The following is a 19275-nucleotide window of genomic DNA, read 5'->3' on the forward strand; positions in this document are numbered from 1 at the left end:
TCGGCCCTACCAGCTACCGGCAGCACATCACTGCGCGGTTCGCGCACGCAGCAACCGCATGCCATTGGCAATCACCAGCAGGCTCGCGCCCACGTCGGCAAACACCGCCATCCACAGCGACGCCGCCCCCACCACCGCCAGTGCGAAGAACACCGCCTTGATGCCGAGTGCGATCGCGATGTTCTGCTTGAGTACCGTCGCCGAGCGCCGTGAAAGGGCCAGAAACGCGGGCAATTTGCGCAGATCGTCGTCCATCAGGGTGACGTCGGCGGTCTCCAGCGCGCTGTCGGTGCCGGTGACGCCCATCGCAAAACCCACATCGGCGGCGGCCAAGGCCGGGGCATCGTTGATGCCGTCGCCCACCATACCGACGTGGCCGAATTCCGCACGCAACGCCGTAATGGCTTGCCACTTGTCTTCCGGCAGCATCTCGGCGCGCACGTCGCTCACACCGGCTTGCTCGCCGATGACCTGCGCCGTCGCCCGGTTGTCGCCGGTCAGCATCACCGTACGAATGCCCATCTTCGCCAGCGCTGCCAACGCTTCACGGCTTTCTTCGCGCAACGTATCGGCCACGGCCAGCACTGCCAAGGCTTGTGTTTCGCTCGCCAACACAATGGCCGTGCGTGCCTGCGCTTCGAGACGGGTCAACTCCGCTTCGACCGTCGCATTGCACACGCCAAGCGACTCGATGAGGCGATGGTTGCCGAGGTAGTACAGCGTCTGCCCGATGCGGCCTTTCACGCCCATGCCCGGCAACGCTTCGAAATCGGTCACCGCAGGCAACGGGCCCAGACCTGCGGCTTGATAGCCGTCGACCACCGCGCGGGCAATCGGGTGCGTCGTTTGCGCGTCGAGCGCGGCGGCTAGCGTCAGCACGTCGTTACGCGCCGTATCCGTGGTTGCGCCGAGCGGCACCACATCGGTTAGATGCGGCTCGCCCCGGGTGAGCGTTCCCGTCTTATCGAGCGCCACCGCGCGAATCAGCCGACCACTTTCCAGAAACGCCCCACCCTTGATCAGAATGCCGGCGCGCGCGGCGGCGGTCAGACCGCTCACTACGGTGACCGGCGTCGAAATCACCAGCGCACACGGGCAAGCGATCACGAGCATCACCAGCGCTTTGTAAATCCACGGCGTCCAAGCAAGTCCGAAGGCCAACGGCGGCACGATGGCGACCAGCAGCGCGCAGAGCACCACGACCGGCGTGTAGATGCGCGAGAACTTGTCGACGAAGCGCTGCGTCGGCGAGCGCTGCTGTTGCGCCGTCTCCACGATGCGAACGATGCGTGCCAGCGTGGTATCGCCCGGCGCCACGCTCGTGCGGTACACGATCAGGCCGCTTTCGTTGATGCTGCCTGCGAAGACGTCGTCGCCAACGGTCTTGTCGACGGGAACGCTCTCGCCGGTGATCGACGCCTGATTGAGGGCCGAACTGCCCTGCTCGATCACGCCGTCGATCGCAATCCGCTCGCCCGGACGGGCGCGCACACGCGCACCGATGCTCAAGGCAGCGACAGGTTGGTCGGCCCAGCTGCCGTCTGGTTGTTCAACCGAGGCCACGTCCGGCGCCAAGCGCATTAGCGCTTCGACGGCACGGCGGGCGCGCGTGAGCGACGCCGCTTCGAGTTTCTCCGAGATGGCGAACAGCACGATGACCATCGCGGCCTCCGGCCATTGGCCGATGGCGAGCGCGCCGATCACAGCGAGCGACATCAAGAAGTGGATGTTCAACGTGAAATGGCGCAGCGCAATCCAGCCCTTCTTGAGCGTGGGCAGACCGCACAACGCGATGGCTGCCACGACGATGGCACCGACCCACGGGCTGTGTTCGGGCACGCCCGACCAGACGGCCGCTTCACTGGCCGCAGCCAGCACGCCCCCGGCGATCAGCCGTGCGACGTCGCCTTTGCGGCTTGCGGGCGGCGGTGCAGCATTTGCAGCATCGCCGGTGAGCGGCACCGGCGTCATGCCGAGCTTACGCAGGGTGTCGGCCACGGTATCGCTCTGGCGGCTGACTTCCGCCTCGGACGCCTTGGCACCGAACACGACCGTCAACTCGCGCTTGAGCAGGTTGAAATACAGGGTGTCGATGCCCGGCTGGCGCTCCAACTGGTCGCGGATGAGGCGCTCTTCGGTCGGGCAATCCATCTGATCGATGCGAAAGCGCGCCTGCGGGGCGTCGGTCGCCGGGGCCACCGCCTGAGGCATCAAGCTGGCCGGGTCGGCGCAGCACGCCGAGGCGTCATGCGCGTGGCCGTGATCGTGGGCGTGCGAATGCGCGCCAGCCGCCGTGTCATGGCGGTGATCGTGTCCGTGATCGTGCCCGTGGTCGTGAGAATGGTCGTCGCGACGGGCCTGAGCCCCATGGTTGTGCGTCTGCTCATGCGCATGGGCGTGGGCGTCGCGCTTTCCGCGCCCATGATCGTCATGCGAATGGGTATGCTCGGGGCCGTGCGCGTGGTCACACACCGCCTCCGGGGCCGCCCGGCGGGCCGGATCCGAGGGATTGGGCATGTTCACTCCTGGTTACGTGATTCGTGTTACTCTCTATTCAAAACCCTGTAGTCACTACGGAGTCAAGCATGAAAATCGGTGAACTGGCGCGTGCGGCCGAGACCGACGTCGAAACTATCCGTTATTACGAGCGGGCGGGCCTGTTGGCCGCGCCGCCGCGTACTGACGGGGGTTATCGCACCTACGGCACGGAACATTTGGAAGCGTTGCGCTTCATCCGCCATTGCCGCTCGCTCGATATGCCGCTGGCCGACGCCAAACGGCTGGGCGAACTCGCGCACGACACGACCGTGACCTGCGAGGACGCCAATCAGTTGATCGAAGCGCATCTGACGCGCGTGCACGCCCGCATTCACGAATTGCAGGCACTCGAGCAACAGTTGTTGCATTTGCAGGCCCAATGTCAGAGCCGTCACGACACGAGCGATTGCGGCATTCTGCGCGCGCTGATGCAAGGCGCGCATGGCGAAGCTTGCGCCTGTCACAACGACACCGATCCGATCGCGGTCGAGTGTGAGCACGATCACCAACACGCGTAATCGTGTTTGCCGCGTTTGCGGCGTCTCCCGCCCTCCCGCCCTCACCTCACGCCACTTTGCGCGCACAACCGGCACCGTTTCGACGCATGCCGGTGCGCGCATTGCGTTGAACGCCGCGATGATTGTGATGAATCGTGGGTTTGCAACCTGAAACACGGGCAAACCTGCATGTTTTCTATACAATGTCCCGGCACGTTTCACGCAGCTAATCTTTCATAGCGTTTTAACGACGTTCGTTCACTGTTTTAAAGACGTGTCGATATGTCGTAATCCGTCCTAATTTTTCCCATTTGCCGGAGACCTTATGTCCAGCGACGTATCCGCTACGCCTACTCCAGTGACGGAGCACAGCGCCGACATCGTCATCATGGGCGCCGGCGCAGCAGGCATTTCCGTGGCAGCCAGCCTGCGCCGCCGCCGCCCGTCGCTCTCGATCACGATCGTCGATCCGGCCGACACGCATTACTATCAGCCCGCCTGGACGCTCGTCGGCGCCGGTGAGTTCGACCAGGCGCGCACGGCACGCCCCATGGCGAGCGTCATCCCGGAAGGTGTCACGTGGCTGCAAGCCGCCGTCACCGCGTTCGCCCCCGATCATCAGCAAGTCTTGCTCTCCGATGGCCGCCGTCTGGCTTATCGCTATCTGATCGTCGCCCCGGGTCTGCAACTGAACTGGGAAGCCATCGACGGCCTGAGCGAAACGCTCGGGCGCAATGGCGTCACGTCGAACTATCGCTTCGACCTCGCCCCTTACACGTGGTCGCTGGTGCGGGAATTCTCCGGCGGCAATGCGCTGTTCACGCAGCCGCCCATGCCCATCAAATGCGCCGGTGCCCCGCAAAAAGCGATGTATCTGTCGGCCGATACGTGGCGCTCACGCGGCGTGCTCGATAAGACGAAGATCGAGTTTCACCTCGTCGCCCCGGCACTCTTCGGCGTGAAGGACTACATCCCGGCGCTCATGGAATACGTGAAGCGCTACAACATCTCGCTCAATCACCTCTCGCATCTGCGCGCCGTCGATGGCGAGCGCCGTGTGGCGCGTTTCGAAATCTTCGACGCCGACGGTCAATCGCAATTCGTCGACAAGCCGTTCGATCTGCTGCACGTAGTGCCGCCGCAAAGTGCACCCGACGTGCTGCGTGCGAGCCCGCTGGCCGACGCCGCAGGCTGGTGCGAAGTCGACCACGCGACGCTGCGCCACCCGCGCTTTGCCAACGTCTTCGGATTGGGCGATGCCATCTCGGCCCCCAATGCCAAGACCGCTGCCGCTGCCCGCAAGCAGGCGGTGGTCGTCGCCGAAAACTTGCTAGCGGCGATGGATGGCCGGCCGCTGCCCTTGCATTACGACGGGTATGGCGCGTGTCCGCTCACGGTCGAGCACGGCAAGATCGTGCTAGCCGAGTTCGGTTATGGCGGCAAGCTGCTGCCGACGTTCCCGATCGATGGCACGCACGCCAACCGTTTTGCGTGGGTTTTAAAGAAATACGTGCTGCCCAAGGTGTATTGGGATTACATGTTGCGTGGCCGTGAGTGGCTGGCGCAACCCAGCCGCCCGGGCCATAGGTGAAACCCGGACTTAATTTTTAAAGTCAGGTGCCGTTAAAGGTCAAAGGACCCGGTTTTCGCAGCCGGGAACGAGCTTCTAGTCGGGCCACGCCTTGCGCGCGGTCTGCCGGAAACCGGGGGGTGCCTCGCATGGGGCTGCCAATGCATCGCCCGTCACCGGCCGACACATTTACGCGTCTTATGCAGAACATGATTCAAGGGTTTTCTGGCGGCACGACCTGTTCGACGCGTGGGTTTCACCGGCGCGCAAGCGCGACACGCGAGAATGACTCACGTTCAACCGTACGGGCGACGTCTGCCTGCCTGCCGAGATGAACGATACCAACGCGCTACGCCGGCAAGTCGTTCTGGCCGATCTGTTGCTGGATCGCCAGCGGCTCCTGCGCGCCCTCAGTCTCGAGCTGCGCACACCCAGCCCGCCCGGCAGCCACAGTGCCCTCGTGGTGCTGCATGTCGGGCGCGGTCAGCGCACCGCCACCAACCAGCACGCCATTTCCGACGCCGATCTGATGGCGACCGTCGCCTTTCGCATCGGCTCGCGCATTCGCCGTCGCGACCTGATCGGGCATATCTCCGATCAGCAGATTGCCGTGCTGTTGCGTGACCTCGGCAGCCGCGAAGCCGCCGTGCAGATCACCCGCCGTTTCATCCGTGCAGGCGAATCGCCGGTGCCGTGTGGCAACGGCTTGCTGTACCCGATTGTGTCGGCGGGGGTCACCCACCTGCCGCAAGTGCCGGTGTGGCCGGCAACGTTGCTCGAACATACGTCCGAGGTGGCCGATCAGGCCATTCGCGAGAGCGCCGCACGCTTTCTCGTGACCGACGCCCCAAGCGCCCCCACCGAGATCGTCACCCCGCCGGACGACGCCGGTAACGAGCACTATTGGCGCAACGCGATTGGCCGCGCGCTCTCGAGCTCGGAATTCCGCCTGCACTATCAGCCGCAAATCGACATGCGCACGCACCGGTTGACCGGTCTCGAAGCGCTGATTCGCTGGCAGCGCGACGACGAACTGATCATGCCCGGCGAGTTCATCCCGGCCGCAGAGCGTTGCGACGTGATCGGTCCGATTGGCGAGTGGACGTTGCACGAAGCCTGCCGCCAACTCGACCAATGGCAGACAAACGGCGAGGAATATCCGCGCGTCGCGGTGAATCTTTCGGCCCAGCAGATGCGCGTGCAAACGCTCGAAACCGTGCGCTACGCGCTCAAGCACCACCGCGTCCCGCCCGACAAGCTGGAAATCGAGATCACGGAATCGTCGTTGATTTCGCATCTGGACGAAGCCGCCACGCTGATGAACGAGCTCGTCGCGATGGGGGTGCGTCTGTCGCTCGACGACTTCGGCACGGGCTATTCCAGCTTCGTGCGCCTGAAGCGCTGGCCGTTCGGCACTGTGAAGATCGACTATCAGTTTGTCGCCGGTGTGCTGCTCGGCGGCTACGATACCGAGTTGATTCGCGCCATCATCGCCATCGCCCGCAAACTGGAAATCGAGACGGTCGCCGAAGGCGTCGAGACGAGCGCGCAACGCGATGCGCTTGCCCAACTCGGCTGTCACGCATGGCAGGGGTATCATTGCACACGGCCCTTACCGCCCGGTCACATCGAGACGTTCATCCGAGACTGGCACGGACGTCTGTAATCGTTTTTGCCGTTGCCCAACGCCCTTTTTTCCTCCCGCCGCCGCGCCGCGCCTTTGATTGTCCGCGGCATCGTCATCCTCCTGTGCATCGTTGCCGCGTGGGGACTGGCGCGCTTCGCCGCCGATCAATTGGTGGCGAACCGTTCAGCGCGTCTGCTCGCCGAGGAACGTAGCGTCGCGACGCGGCTCGCGCGCGGCACCGTTCACACGGTGAATCAGGATTTGATCCTCATTCGCGGCATTCCGCAGGTGCTGGCGCAGATCGCGCAAATCCAGAATGCCGCCGCCGGGATCGCCGACCACCCGCTGACTGAACTGCCGCATGAGGTGGCGCGTGAACGGTTACTCGCCAATCCGGCGCTCAAACCGGTCAACGATCTGCTGCGCGCTGCTCAGTTGTATTTCGGTGCCGATCTCGTTTGGCTCGGCACCCCGGACGGGGTAACCATTGCGTCGAGCGACGCCCGCGAGCCCAATCCGCTCGTCGGCGACAACTATGGCGACCGAGCGTACTTTCAATCGGCCATCCTCGGCACGGCGGGCCAGCAGTATGTGATCGGGCGCAAGACCCGCTTGCCGGGCATCTACTTCACCGCGCCCGTGTATCAGGAAGGCCGTCTCGTCGGCGCGATGGTAGTTAAGCTCGGGCTGCGCAGGCTGTCGCATTGGGTCGATACGGGCGCCTCGTTCATCACCGACGTCAATGGCGTGATCGTGCTCGCCAACGATCCGACGTTTACCGGCCTCGCAGTCCCCGACGCCCCTGTCTTTAAGATGACGCCGGCCGAGCGCCGTCATCTTTATCAGCAGGAAGACTTCACGATCGTGCCCATCGAGAACTACGATCCTTCGCCGGGCACGCCGTTTTTCCTGATGTCGAATCCGAGTGACGAGCCGGGGGCCAGTCAGGGGGCTAATCCGGGGCATGAGGCGCATCACGCGCCCGAAGAGGCCGATCTGGTGCGCGTGCGCCCTGACAATCAGCCTTATTTGCTCGAATCCGCACCGTCCATGGACAGCGAGTTGGTCATCTACACGATGAGCGAGGTGCCCACGCTGCGCAGTCTCTTTATCGAGCGCCAGCGTTATACGTGGCTCGTGTTCGGCTTGCTGCTGACCTCGGCTGGCGCCCTCTTCCTGCTGATTCGCCACCTGCGGCGCGGAAAACTTCAGTTGTCCGACACGCTCGCGAAGAACGCCGCGCTCGAACACGAGGTGAAGTACGACGCCCTGACCGGCAGCCTCTCGCGCGGCCACTTCCTGAAACGTCTGCGCAGCGAAGTGCATCAGGCCAATACGACCGGCGTGGCGGCCTGCATCATCCTCGTCGACCTCGACCATTTCAAGCAGATCAACGACACGTGGGGCCATGCGCTCGGCGACACCGTATTGGCCACGTTCGTGCGGCTTTGTCACGATTCGTTACGCGAAGAAGACATCTGCGGTCGTTTGGGGGGCGAAGAATTCGCTATTATCCTGAGTGGCGCCACCGAAGCCCGTGCCTTCGATGCCGCCGAGCGCTTGCGCGAAGCCGTTCGCGCGGCGCGCATCAATGTCGACGGACGCGCGCTTCAGTTCACTATCAGTGCCGGTGTAGCGCAGTGGCACACCGGTGACGACGATAACGCGTGGCTGCAACGCGCTGACGCCGCACTGTATCTCGCCAAATCTCGCGGGCGCGATCGCTGCGCACGCGAGTCCGACCTCCGGGTGCTCACCCGAGGCGGCTCGTAACTGACTTCGGGCTCGCCGGCCCGGGGTCGCCAACCCAGACCGGACCGATGCTCAAGACGAATCTCGCCAAGTTCGCCAAGTCACCTCCCTTGCGCCTGCGCGCCATGCAGATTGGTGCCGCCCTCTGCCTCGCCGCCAGCCAAGCCGCTCACGCCGATCTGTCATTACTGCAACCGCCCCGCGCCCTCACCGGCGGTGCGCCCTTGCAACTCACGCTGCTCGTGACGCAAGACGCGCCGGGCCGCAAGACCATCAAGCTGCCGGATGAAATCGTCGTGCGCATCTCCAACGACGATTTCAAACCGACGCTGCTGCATCTCAAGCGTGCCGCCGTCGTCCCCGCCCAAGTGACGCTCTCGAACGGCCAGTTCCGCCGCATTGCCTACGCGGCCGAATTGCCCAAGGAATTGCGCGGCACGGTGCGATTGGAGCCTGTCGATTGGGACGCGTCGACCACCACTATCGTGCTCAATCGCGCTGCCCCCGCCGAGCCGATGGTCGCCGCAGCCCCGGCGACGGCAAGCAGTGCTGCCGCCGCTGCGGGGGCTGCTGGCACCGGAGGCACCGCGATTGCCGCTGCGGCCGATGCCGCCAACGCCGCGAACGCAACGGCAACCCCCGGTACTCCCGGTACCTCGGCGGCCCCGGCCAGCGCTGCCGCCGATGCTGCGGCGCCGACGGCCGACACCGAATTCGCGCGCATCTCATCCAACGAGCCGATGTACATCGGGTTCGGTAAGAACGGCGATGCCAACGCGCGCTTTCAGTTGAGCTTCAAGTTCCACATTCTCAAGCCCGATAATCCGTCGTCCAAGTCGTTCCTCGACAACCTGTACTTCGGCTATACGCAGTTGTCGATCTGGGATCTGGAAGCGGAGTCTGCGCCGTTCCGCGATTCGAACTACCGGCCGAGCTTCTTCTATTACGTGCCGGATACCGGCGTGCGTGCCGGCTGGTTCTCGTCGCTGGGCGTGGCGGCCGGTATCGAACACGAATCGAACGGCAAGGCGGGCCCGGACTCGCGCAGCATCAACTCCGTCTTCGTCAAACCGATCTTCACATTCGGCAATCCGTCGGAATATCACTGGACGGTGGCCCCCAAGCTGTACGCGTATCTCGAGAAGGCCGACAACCCCGATATTCAGGACTATCGCGGCTATATGGACTTGCTGGTGCTGTGGGGCAAGCCGAACGGCTGGCAGATTGGCGCGACGTTGCGCAAGGGCATGAAGCGCAACTACGGCAGTGTGGATTTGCAGATCACGTATCCGCTCGGCAAGTTGATTCCGGGCACGGGCGGCTACATCTGGATTGGCTATTTCACCGGATACGGCGAAGACTTGCTCGACTACAACCGCCACTCGCCGTCGCAAGTGCGCATCGGTTATAGCGTGTTCCGCTGGTAATCGGCATCGGAAATGGCCTCGGTGGCCATCGTTCGACGGCCACCGAGTGCGCGCTCCGGATCAGAGCACCAGCACCAGCGCGCCCGCAATGATCAACGCGCCGCCGAGGGCTTCCTTGAGCGAGAACGGTTCGCCAAGCACGACCCAGCCGATCAGCATCGCCATGGCCACGCTGAGTTTGTCGAGGGGTGCCACGCCCGACACCGGGCCGAGTTGGAGCGCTCGGAAGTAACACAGCCACGACAAGCCTGTGGCGACCCCGGACAGCACGAGAAACAGCCACGTGTGCGAGCTCAGGCTCGTGGGCCGCTGCCATTCGCCGCGCATGCCGACGATGGCGAGCGTCACGGCGAAGATGATCACCGTGCGGATCAACGTGGCCATGTTCGAATTGACTTGCGCCACCCCGAGCTTGCCGAACACCGCCGTCAATGCAGCGAAAAACGCCGAACCGAGTGCGAAAAGTTGCCAACTCCGCAGCATTTGCAAATCTCCTATGCGCGCCCGGATGGTCCCCAGACGCTTGAGCGTAATCATTCCGTGATGGCCGCCGTCGCCGATGCGATAATGGCGCCTGTCCCACCAACGTGAATCCCCCTGACATGTCCGAACTGCACGACCGTCCCGACAGCCCCTGCATTGGCGTTTGCTCCACCCTGTTCGACGAGGTCTGCAAAGGGTGCGGCCGCACCGCGTCCGAAGTGTCGAACTGGGTGTTCTTCTCCGAAGACGAGAAGCGCGCCATTTGGGAGCGCATCACCCGCGAAGGCACGGCGATGCGCTTTTGCGACGATACCGTTACTTCTCAGCCTTCGCAGCCCTGAATTGCAGCGACTTGTATTCGAGGAATTCTTCGAAACCGTACACACCGTTTTCGCGACCGTTCCCCGATTGCTTGAAGCCCCCGAACGGGGCTTCCACGTTGAACTCCCCGCCGTTGATGCTCACCTGTCCCGTGCGGATCTGACGCGCCACGCGTGCCGCACGCGCCTCATCGCCTGACCACACACCGCCCGCCAGCCCGTAGATCGAATCGTTCGCGATGCGCACGGCGTCGGCTTCGTCCTGATACGTGATGATCGAGAGCACCGGGCCGAAGATTTCTTCGCGCGCCACGGTCGTCTCCGGCGCCACGCGGCCAAGCACCGTCGGCTGCACGAAGAAACCCGCTTCGAACCCTTCAGGCACCGCATCGCCGCCCGCGATCAACTCGGCCCCTTCTGCCAAGCCTTTGCGAATGTACGACTGCACGCGCTCGCGTTGCGCCTCCGAGGCCAGCGGCCCGAGGCGTGTCGAATCTTCGCGCGGATCGCCCAGCGTGAAACGTGCGACGGATTCCTTGGCGAGTGCCTTCGCTTCGTCATAACGCGTCGCGGGCACCAGCAAGCGGGTGTGCGCTGCGCACGTCTGGCCCGAGTTGAGATAGCAGGCATTGAGCGTGCCTTTGACAGCCGCTGCCATGTCGGCATCGTCCAGCACGATCGAGGCCGACTTGCCACCGAGTTCCAGCGCCACACGCTTGACCGTTTGCGAGGCGACTTCCGAGACACGCTTGCCCGCCCGCGTCGAGCCCGTGAACGACACCATGTCCACGTCGGGATGCCGCGCGAGCATTTCGCCAGCGACAGGCCCCAAGCCGGTCACGAGATTGAACACCCCCGCAGGCAGGCCAACTTGCGCGATGACTTCGGCAAGGATGAACGCGTCGAACGGCGCGACTTCCGAGGGTTTGAGCACCACCGTGCATCCTGCCGCCAGCGCTGGAGCGACCTTCACCGTGATTTGATTGAGCGGATAGTTCCACGGCGTGATCGCACCGACCACGCCCACCGGTTCGCGAACCACGAGCGAGTTGCCGACGCGCGCCTCGAAGACGAACGTTTGCGCCAATTCGGCGTAGTGACGCCAGTGCTGAATGGGGGCCGCTACCTGAACAGCACGCGACACCCGAATCGGCATGCCGGTCTCGCCGGTGATGACCTGTGCCAACTCCTCCGCACGCGCCTCAAGCCCGGCCGCGATCTTGAGCAGATAGTCGGCGCGCTTCGCTGGGGGCGTCGCGGCCCACGCATCACGCGCTTTGACCGCGGCCGCAATCGCCGCTTCGGTGTCGTCGGCAGCGCCTTCCGGAATACGCCCCATCAGCTTGCCGTCTGCCGAGTGAAAGACGTCCAGCGTGCCGGCGCCGATCGGCGCGACCCACTCGCCGCCGATATAAAACTTGTCGTAAGTGATCATGCGATGTCTCCTGCGGGCATGGTGCAACAAACGTTAATTGTAGTCGCGCGCGGTAAACGCAAACAGGGCGCCTGCCATGCAAGCGCCCTGTTTATCTTGTCGAAACTTCCGACGCGTTACGTCAGACTTCGACGCCCTGGCTCGCCAGATATTCGTCGTAAGTCCCGGCGTAATCGACCAGCGTACCGTCGCTCTTCACTTCGATCACGCGCGTGGCCAAGCCCGACACGAATTCACGATCGTGCGACACGAACACCAGCGTGCCCGGATACTTGTCGAGCGCGATCTGAAGCGATTCGATCGACTCCATGTCCATGTGGTTGGTCGGCTCGTCCATCATCAGCACGTTGTGACGGCCGAGCATCAGCTTGCCCCAGATCATGCGGCCCTTCTCACCGCCGGACAGCACGCGCACCGACTTGCGCACGTCGTCGCCACCGAACAGCAAACGGCCCAGCGAGCCGCGAATCACTTGATCGTCGTCGCCTTCCTTGCCCCACTGCGTCATCCAGTCGGTGAGCGTCAGGTCTTGCGGGAACGCTTCCGAGGTGTCCTGCGGCATGTAACCGATGTTGGCGTTCTCGGCCCACTTCACGTTGCCCGCATCCACCGGCAGCTCGGCCATCAGGCTGCGCAACAGCGTCGTCTTACCGGCACCGTTCTCACCGATGATCGCCACGCGCTCGCCCGCACGCACTGCGCCGGTGTAGTTCTTGAAGATCGGACGGTCGTATGCCTTGCTGATGCCCTCGAATTCGAACGCGAGGTTGTGCAGCTTCTTCTCGTATTCGAAACGGATGAACGGGTTCTGACGCGACGACGGCTTGACGTCTTCCACCTTGATCTTGTCGATCTGCTTGAGACGGCTGGTCGCCTGACGAGCCTTCGACTTGTTTGCCGAGAAGCGGCGCACGAAGTCTTGCAGGTCGGAGATGCGTTCCTTGGCCTTGCTGTTGGCAGCCATCTGACGCTCGCGGGCTTGTGCCGACGCCAGCATGTAGTCGTCGTAGTTGCCCGGGTAGACCGTCAGCGTGCCGTAGTCCATGTCGGCCATGTGCGTGCACACGGCGTTCAAGAAGTGGCGATCGTGGGAAATGATGATCATGGTGGAGTTGCGCTCGTTGAGCACGTCTTCCAGCCAGCGGATCGTGTTGATGTCCAGGTTGTTGGTCGGTTCGTCGAGCAGCAGCACGTCGGGGTTCGAGAACAGTGCCTGTGCCAGCAGCACACGCAGCTTCCAGCCCGGCGCGACGTTGCTCATCGGCCCTTGATGCTGATCCGTCGGAATGCCCACGCCCAGCAGCAGTTCACCGGCACGCGCTTCGGCCGTGTAGCCGTCGTACTCGGCGAACTTCGCTTCGAGTTCGGCGGCGTGCATGTAGTCGTCGTCGGTGGCTTCCGGGTTGGCGTAGATCGCGTCGCGCTCGCTCATGGCGGCCCACATTTCCGTGTGGCCCATCATCACCACATCGAGCACGCGCATGTCTTCGTAAGCGAACTGGTCCTGCTTGAGCTTACCGAGACGCACGTTCGGTTCGAGCATGACGTTGCCGCCGCTCGGCTCCAGATCGTCGCCAAGAATCTTCATGAACGTGGACTTGCCGCAGCCGTTCGCGCCGATCAGGCCGTAACGGTTGCCCCCGCCAAACTTGACGGAGATGTTCTCGAAGAGCGGCTTGGCGCCGAATTGCATGGTGATATTGGCGGTAGACAGCACGGGCGGTATCCGGGAGATGAGGTGCGGCGGCACGAAATTGCGCCACGAAACCGGACATTTTAACACCGATACGTGTCGCTCGCCTCCTCGCGCGTCCATTGGGCGCGCACGCCTTGGTCATCCTCCCAAAGTGAGCGCGGCGCGTGGGGACGCCATTTATGGCGCTCTACGCTTGCCAGCGCATCGTCATCACCAAGGATGGCGTGCGCCCCCCCCCCAACTTCGAGAGATCGACCGCTCAATGACATCGCACATTGCCCGCAACCCTCGCCTTAGCCCCCTTAGCGCCCTTAGCCCCCTCAGATTCCTAATTTCCCGCCCTCGCGTTACCGCCTTCGTCACGCGCCTTGCGTATGCCGCCTTGGCGATCCCCGCATGGCTCTGGCTGCCTGCCACCGCCAACGCGGCGCCCGAGACCCCTGGCGTGCGCGTACAAACGCTCCTGAAAAGCACCACATCGTGGGATAAGACCGGCTACACGGCCTACCCGTCCGGCACGCCTGAACTGGCGGTCCTGCGCATCACCATCGCGCCCAACACGACGTTGGGCTGGCATACGCACCCGATCCCCAACGCGGCCTACGTCGAAACCGGTGAACTGACCGTCGAGCGGGCCGATTCAGGTGCCTCGAAAACATACGTGGCTGGGCAAGTGCTGCCTGAGTTGGTCGACATCGCCCACCGGGGTATCACGGGCGACAAAGGGGCCGATCTCATCGTGTTCTATGCCAGCACGCCGGGCAAACCGCTGGCTGTGCCAGCCACTGTTCCGTCGGCCCCTGCCTCACTCAAAGCCGCCTCGGAATAAAAAAACCGCCGGCCCGACATCAAGTCGGCCGGCGGTTTCATTCGCCTCAAACCGGCGCGAACCGGGGTGATACCGGTTCGGCCATTGGCGCTGCCGAAGCGTTACTGCTTCGGCAGCGTGCCTTCGACACCTTCGACGAACCAGTTGATCTGGTGCTTCTCGTCGTCGTTGAGCGTCTTGCCTGCGGGCACGATTTCCTTGCCGTCCTGCCCCTTGAGCGGGCCGGTGAACGGATCGTACTTGCCATCGCGAATGGCGTCGTGACGCTCGGTCACAGCCTTGCGCACGGCTTCCGGCACGGCCTTGTCGTTGATGGCAACCAGGTTGATTTCGTCTTCCTTGATGCCGCCCCAGACCGGGGTGTTCTTCCACGAACCCTGCATCACTTCATCGACCGTGCGGATGTAGTACTTGCTCCAGTCGATCGCGGCCGACGCCAGGTGCGCGTTCGGGCCGAACTTGCTCATGTCCGAATCCCAGCCGAACGCGTGAATCTTCTTCTCTTCAGCCACTTGCATCACCACGGCCGAATCCACGTTCTGCATCAGCACGTCGGCGCCCTGCCCGACCAGCGACTCGGCGGCTTGACGTTCCTTGCCCGGATCGAACCAACTGTTGATCCAAACGACCTTGACCTTCACCTTCGGGTTGGCTTCGCGCGCCGCGATCGTGAACGCATCGATATTGCGGATCACTTCGGGAATCGGCACCGACGCCACGTACCCGATCACGTTCGTCTTGGTGACACGGCCACCGACCACACCGGCCAGATGCGCGCCTTCATACGTGCGCACGTCGTACGTGCCGAGGTTCGGTGCGGTCTTGAAGCCCGTGGCGTGTTCGAACGTCACGTCGGGGAAGTCGGCAGCCGTCTTGACCATCGAATCCATGTAACCGAACGACGTACCGAAGATCAGCTTGTTGCCCTTGCTCGCCAGATCGCGGAACACGCGCTCCGAGTCGGCACCTTCCGGCACGTTCTCGACGCGGGTCACCGTCACCTTGTCGCCATACTTGGCTTCCACGGCCTTCGCGCCTTGCTCGTGCGCGAACGTCCAGCCGGCATCGCCCGGGTTGCCGATGTAGACAAACGCCACGCCGAGCGGGCCCTTGCCTGCCGGCGCTGCCGAGGCAGCCGAAGCGTCGGATGCTGCGGCCGGCGCGCTGGCCGTGTTGTTCTCCTGCTTGCCGCAGGCGGAAACCAGCATGGCGGCCGCCAGGCTCGCCATCGTGATCAGGACTTTACGTCGCATCGACTTTCTCCTCAGTATCGATTGAATTAAAACTGACTTAACTTAAGACCCAGCAAAAAACGGTTTGCCCAGCGAGGCCGGTGCGTTCAGGCGAATGGTCTGGCGATTGCGCGAAATGATCACCAGCACGACGATGGTCGCCACATACGGCAGGCTCGCGAGCGCTTGCGACGGGATACGAATGCCCATCGCCTGCGCCTGAAATTGCAGTGCCATCACCACGCCGAAGAGCAGCGCGCCCAGCACCGTGCGCCCCGGACGCCACGTGGCGAACACCACCAACGCCAGCGCGATCCAGCCACGCCCAGCGGTCAAATTCTCTTGCCACAGGCGCAGATACCCCACGGAGTAATACGCGCCCGCCAGCCCCGACATCGCACCGCCAAAGAGCGTGGCCAGATAACGAATACGCACCACCGGGTAGCCGATAGAATGCGCCACCGACGGCGCTTCACCGACCGAGCGCAGCACCAGCCCGGCACGCGTGCGATACAAGAACCACGCGATGGCCACCAGCAACACCGCAGCCAAATAGCCCAACGGATTGAGCGAGAAGATCGAAGGCCCGAGCACCGGGATCGACGACAGGCCGGGAATCGGCAGATCGCGCAGCATCGGGATCGTGGCGTCCGTGTACGGGCGGCCCACATACGCCGACAGCCCCACGCCGAAGATCGTCAGCGCGAGCCCGGTAGCGACCTGATTCGCCATCAACGTCAGCGTGAGCCATGCGAACACCGCCGACATCGCCACGCCCGCAGCGATCCCGGCGAGCACGCCGAGCCACAGGCTGCCGGTGACCACCGTCACGGCGAAGGCGCCGATAGCGCCCATGAGCATCATCCCTTCCACGCCGAGATTGAGCACGCCCGATTTTTCGGTCACGAGTTCGCCCAAGGCGGCGAGCATCAGCGGAATGGCCGCGATGACGGCACTCGCAGCGAGCGGCGTGAGCAAATTGATCCAGTCCATGCCGCGCTCCTCAAACGCTCTGCGCGTGCGCACGGGCGCGACGACGCAGTCGGTAATTCACAAACACGTCGCACCCCAGCAGGCTGAACAGCAGCAGCCCCTGAAACACGCCGCTGATGGCCTTGGGCAGTTGCAGCGAGGTCTGCACCGCCTCCCCGCCCAGATACAGCAACGCCATGAGCAGGCTCGCGAGCACGATGCCCACCGGATGCAGCCGCCCGACGAACGCCACGATAATCGCCGTGAAGCCGTAGCCCGGCGCCCACGTGGCCTGCAACTGACCGACCGGCCCTGCCACTTCGCCCGTGCCTGCCAGCCCGGCAGCGGCCCCGCCGATCAACAGCGCGAGCCAGACGGCGCGCGGTTCCGAATAGCCTGCGTAGCGCGCAGCGAGCGGCGCAAGGCCGCCCACTTCCATGCGATAGCCCGCGAAGCTCTTCCGCATGAAGAACCATGCGGCAGGCACGGCCACCACGGCCATGAATACCGAGGCGTTCAGACGCGTGCCGCGCCACGGTGCCCAGTGCCAATCGCCGAAGAAGCGCGGGAACAGCGCATCACGGCTGAAATTGATCGACTGCGGGAAATTCATGCCGTGCGGGTCTTGCCAAGGCCCGCTCACCAGATAGATCAGCAACTGCGTCGCCACGTACGTGAGCATCAGGCTCACGAGAATCTCATTGGCGTTGAACTTCACGCGCAGCAGGGCCGGAATGGCCGCCCACAGCATGCCGCCCACCGCGCCCGCGACCATCATCAGCGGCAGCAGCCACGGGCCGCCATGCCCATCGAAATGAATGGCGACGCCTGACGCGAAGATCCCGCCCAGCAGCAACTGCCCTTCTGCGCCGATGTTCCACACATTCGCGCGGTATCCGATGGCCAGCCCCAGCGCGATGAGGCAAAGCGGCGACGCCTTGAGCAGCAACTCCGACCAGCCGTTCAGGCTACTGATCGGCGCGAGGAAGAACGCGGCCATGGCCTGCGCCGGGTTCTTGCCGAGGAAACTGAAAATCAGCACGCCGCCCGCCAACGTGATGAGCGTGGCCACCAGCGGCATGGCGAGTCGCATGGTGCGAGAGGGACTTGGCCGTGGCTCAAGCGTGAAATCGAGCATGATGTCTGGTCTTGATGAAAACGTTGTCGTGTCCGCGCGGGCGCGGGCTACCCACGAACTACCCGCGGGCTACCGTTAATGCAGGAGGTTATGCGGCCCGCTGGCCGGGGCCACCGGGGAACATCCCCGCCATCCACAGGCCGATTTCGCGCGCGTCGGTCTGCTCGGGCTTGCGCATCGGCGACAAGCGCCCTTGCGCGAGCACGGCAATCCGGTCGCAAATTTCGAACAACTCGTCGAGCTCTTCCGAGAGCACCAGCACGGCCACGCCGCGCGACGACAAGTCGAGCAATTGCTGACGGATGAAACTCGCCGCGCCGACGTCCACGCCCCACGTCGGCTGCGCCACCACGAGCACCTTGGGCTCTTGCAGGATCTCGCGCCCCACGATGAATTTCTGAAGATTGCCGCCCGACAGGCTTTGCGCCGCCGCGTCCGGGCCGCCCGCCTTCACGTTGAAGCGCTCGATGCACAGCGATGCGAAGCGCCGCAGCGCACTGCGCCGGACCCAACCACCGCGCAGCAGGCCCAGATGCGCCGTGCCCGACGCGCCAAGCAGCGCGTTATCGGTCAGCGACATGCTGGGCACGGCGCCCCGCCCCAGCCGCTCTTCCGGCACGAACGCCAGCCCGAGGCGGCGGCGTGCGGCCGCGCCCATGCGGCCGACGGCACGGTCGTTGAGTTTGATCGAATCCGGGTGATCCGAGCGCGCCTCGCCCGACAACGCCGCTAGCAATTCCGCCTGACCATTGCCGGAAACCCCGGCAATGCCGACGATTTCGCCCGCATGCACGTCGAGGGTCACATCGTGCAGCGATGTGCCGAAAGGGTCTTCACTAGCGAGCGACAGGTGCTGCATCGACAGCAGCACGTCGCCGGGCTGATGCGCGCGACGCTCGATTTGCGGCAACGCGCGCCCGATCATCATCTGCGCGAGGGTCTCGGCGGTTTCTTCTCGCGGCACCGCATGACCGGACACTTTGCCCGCGCGCAGCACCGTGGCGCGATCGCACAGATCGCGAATCTCGTCGAGTTTGTGACTGATGTAGACGATGCTGCACCCTTCGGCCGCCAGGCGGCGCAGCGTCGTGAAGAGCTTTTGGACCGCCTGCGGCGTGAGTACCGACGTGGGCTCGTCCATGATCAGCAAGCGCGGGTTTTGCAGCAGACAGCGCACGATCTCCACGCGCTGACGCTCGCCGACCGACAGGCTGTGAACGTGGCGCGCCGGGTCGACTTCCAGCCCGTACTGCGCCGATACCTCGCGAATGCGGGCGGCCAGCGCCTTCAGGTCGTGACCGGCATCGTCGAGCGCGAGCGAAATGTTCTCGGCGACGGTCAACGTCTCGAACAGCGAGAAATGCTGGAACACCATGCCGATGCCCAGCTTGCGTGCCGCGGCCGGGCTCTCGATACGCACCGGCTGGCCTTCCCACAGAATTTCCCCGGCATCGGGGCGCACAGCACCGTAGATGATCTTCATCAGGGTGCTCTTGCCTGCGCCGTTTTCGCCAAGCACGGCGTGGATCTCGCCGGGTAAGACGTGCAACGCGATGTCGTCGTTGGCCACCACGCTCGGATAGCGTTTGGTGATGCCGGTCAGCGCCAGGCGTGGCGTCGATTGCAAAGGGGATGTCACGGGCGGAATTCTCGGTCCTGGGCTTGGGCGGTCCGAAAATACCCAATTCGCGGCGAAATGTCGAGCGCGTGTCAATAACATGGCAGTTTCCCGAAGCGAACCAGCTATTGTGGTGGTAGG

15 protein-coding genes are annotated in these 19275 nt (G+C 63.9%); 7 read left to right on the forward strand and 8 right to left on the reverse strand.

What is annotated here, in order from left to right; all coding sequences use genetic code 11:
• Positions 1-27: 27 nt before the first annotated feature.
• Positions 28-2517, reverse strand: a complete 2490-nt coding sequence (locus tag PPN31114_RS05100) for a heavy metal translocating P-type ATPase (protein ID WP_150678364.1) — start codon at positions 2515-2517, stop codon at positions 28-30.
• Positions 2518-2585: 68 nt separating this feature from the next.
• Between PPN31114_RS05100 and PPN31114_RS05105 the strand changes: the two genes are divergently transcribed.
• The 5 genes from PPN31114_RS05105 (at position 2586) to PPN31114_RS05125 (ending at position 9411) form a co-directional block, all read left to right on the forward strand.
• Positions 2586-3056 (forward strand): Cd(II)/Pb(II)-responsive transcriptional regulator, encoded by a 471-nt coding sequence (locus PPN31114_RS05105; RefSeq protein WP_150678365.1) that lies wholly within the window; start codon positions 2586-2588, stop codon positions 3054-3056.
• 304 nt (positions 3057-3360) lie between these two features.
• Entirely contained in the window at positions 3361-4626 is a 1266-nt protein-coding gene (locus PPN31114_RS05110; protein ID WP_150678366.1) for an NAD(P)/FAD-dependent oxidoreductase, read from the forward strand.
• A gap of 310 nt (positions 4627-4936) precedes the next feature.
• Complete coding sequence (locus tag PPN31114_RS05115; protein WP_150678367.1) at positions 4937-6271, forward strand: putative bifunctional diguanylate cyclase/phosphodiesterase; 1335 nt, start codon at positions 4937-4939, stop codon at positions 6269-6271.
• 54 nt (positions 6272-6325) lie between these two features.
• On the forward strand, positions 6326-8005 hold the full coding sequence (locus PPN31114_RS05120; protein WP_150678368.1) for a sensor domain-containing diguanylate cyclase: 1680 nt from the start codon (positions 6326-6328) through the stop codon (positions 8003-8005).
• A gap of 47 nt (positions 8006-8052) precedes the next feature.
• The gene (locus PPN31114_RS05125) at positions 8053-9411 is read left to right on the forward strand and encodes a phospholipase A (RefSeq protein WP_150678369.1); all 1359 of its coding nucleotides are present in this window, start codon (positions 8053-8055) and stop codon (positions 9409-9411) included.
• Between the two features lie 60 nt (positions 9412-9471).
• On the opposite strand, the gene PPN31114_RS05130 is transcribed toward PPN31114_RS05125, so the two are convergent.
• Entirely contained in the window at positions 9472-9894 is a 423-nt protein-coding gene (locus tag PPN31114_RS05130; protein WP_174987696.1) for an EamA family transporter, read from the reverse strand.
• Positions 9895-10013: 119 nt separating this feature from the next.
• Between PPN31114_RS05130 and PPN31114_RS05135 the strand changes: the two genes are divergently transcribed.
• Positions 10014-10235 (forward strand): DUF1289 domain-containing protein, encoded by a 222-nt coding sequence (locus PPN31114_RS05135; protein WP_150678370.1) that lies wholly within the window; start codon positions 10014-10016, stop codon positions 10233-10235.
• On the opposite strand, the gene PPN31114_RS05140 is transcribed toward PPN31114_RS05135, so the two are convergent.
• Together PPN31114_RS05140 and PPN31114_RS05145 are read right to left on the reverse strand one after the other, a co-directional pair.
• Positions 10210-11649, reverse strand: coding sequence for an aldehyde dehydrogenase family protein (locus tag PPN31114_RS05140; RefSeq protein WP_150678371.1), 1440 nt, complete (start codon positions 11647-11649; stop codon positions 10210-10212). The two genes, PPN31114_RS05135 and PPN31114_RS05140, sit on opposite strands and share 26 nt — an antisense overlap.
• 121 nt (positions 11650-11770) lie before the next feature.
• Entirely contained in the window at positions 11771-13366 is a 1596-nt protein-coding gene (locus PPN31114_RS05145; RefSeq protein WP_150678372.1) for an ABC-F family ATPase, read from the reverse strand.
• Positions 13367-13727: 361 nt separating this feature from the next.
• Here PPN31114_RS05145 and PPN31114_RS05150 point away from each other — a divergent pair, with 361 nt between their 5' ends.
• Positions 13728-14174 carry a cupin domain-containing protein gene (locus PPN31114_RS05150; RefSeq protein WP_150678373.1) on the forward strand — a complete coding sequence of 149 codons (447 nt, stop codon included), beginning with the start codon at positions 13728-13730 and terminating at the stop codon, positions 14172-14174.
• Positions 14175-14275: 101 nt separating this feature from the next.
• Here the strand turns inward: PPN31114_RS05150 and PPN31114_RS05155 are convergent, their stop codons facing one another.
• The 4 genes from PPN31114_RS05155 to PPN31114_RS05170 all read right to left on the reverse strand — a co-directional run bounded on the left by PPN31114_RS05155 (position 14276) and on the right by PPN31114_RS05170 (position 19236).
• The gene (locus PPN31114_RS05155) at positions 14276-15427 is read right to left on the reverse strand and encodes a BMP family ABC transporter substrate-binding protein (RefSeq protein ID WP_150678374.1); all 1152 of its coding nucleotides are present in this window, start codon (positions 15425-15427) and stop codon (positions 14276-14278) included.
• A gap of 42 nt (positions 15428-15469) precedes the next feature.
• On the reverse strand, positions 15470-16399 hold the full coding sequence (locus PPN31114_RS05160) for an ABC transporter permease (RefSeq protein ID WP_150678375.1): 930 nt from the start codon (positions 16397-16399) through the stop codon (positions 15470-15472).
• A gap of 10 nt (positions 16400-16409) precedes the next feature.
• Positions 16410-17516, reverse strand: a complete 1107-nt coding sequence (locus PPN31114_RS05165) for an ABC transporter permease (RefSeq protein WP_370865830.1) — start codon at positions 17514-17516, stop codon at positions 16410-16412.
• Between the two features lie 88 nt (positions 17517-17604).
• Positions 17605-19236 carry an ABC transporter ATP-binding protein gene (locus tag PPN31114_RS05170; RefSeq protein ID WP_150678377.1) on the reverse strand — a complete coding sequence of 544 codons (1632 nt, stop codon included), beginning with the start codon at positions 19234-19236 and terminating at the stop codon, positions 17605-17607.
• Positions 19237-19275 lie beyond the last annotated feature (39 nt).

The organism is Pandoraea pneumonica (assembly GCF_902459645.1).
GTDB classification, from domain to species: Bacteria; Pseudomonadota; Gammaproteobacteria; order Burkholderiales; family Burkholderiaceae; genus Pandoraea; species Pandoraea pneumonica.

Excerpts from the sequence above, each read along its gene's own strand:
- PPN31114_RS05100 (WP_150678364.1), bottom strand. The coding sequence starts at position 2,517 with ATGCCCAATCCCTCGGATCCGGCCCGCCGGGCGGCCCCGGAGGCGGTG.
- PPN31114_RS05105 (WP_150678365.1), top strand. The coding sequence starts at position 2,586 with ATGAAAATCGGTGAACTGGCGCGTGCGGCCGAGACCGACGTCGAAACT.
- PPN31114_RS05110 (WP_150678366.1), top strand. The coding sequence starts at position 3,361 with ATGTCCAGCGACGTATCCGCTACGCCTACTCCAGTGACGGAGCACAGC.
- PPN31114_RS05115 (WP_150678367.1), top strand. The coding sequence starts at position 4,937 with ATGAACGATACCAACGCGCTACGCCGGCAAGTCGTTCTGGCCGATCTG.
- PPN31114_RS05125 (WP_150678369.1), top strand. The coding sequence starts at position 8,053 with ATGCTCAAGACGAATCTCGCCAAGTTCGCCAAGTCACCTCCCTTGCGC.
- PPN31114_RS05130 (WP_174987696.1), bottom strand. The coding sequence starts at position 9,894 with ATGCTGCGGAGTTGGCAACTTTTCGCACTCGGTTCGGCGTTTTTCGCT.
- PPN31114_RS05135 (WP_150678370.1), top strand. The coding sequence starts at position 10,014 with ATGTCCGAACTGCACGACCGTCCCGACAGCCCCTGCATTGGCGTTTGC.
- PPN31114_RS05140 (WP_150678371.1), bottom strand. The coding sequence starts at position 11,649 with ATGATCACTTACGACAAGTTTTATATCGGCGGCGAGTGGGTCGCGCCG.
- PPN31114_RS05155 (WP_150678374.1), bottom strand. The coding sequence starts at position 15,427 with ATGCGACGTAAAGTCCTGATCACGATGGCGAGCCTGGCGGCCGCCATG.
- PPN31114_RS05160 (WP_150678375.1), bottom strand. The coding sequence starts at position 16,399 with ATGGACTGGATCAATTTGCTCACGCCGCTCGCTGCGAGTGCCGTCATC.
- PPN31114_RS05165 (WP_370865830.1), bottom strand. The coding sequence starts at position 17,516 with ATGCTCGATTTCACGCTTGAGCCACGGCCAAGTCCCTCTCGCACCATG.
- PPN31114_RS05170 (WP_150678377.1), bottom strand. The coding sequence starts at position 19,236 with ATGTTATTGACACGCGCTCGACATTTCGCCGCGAATTGGGTATTTTCG.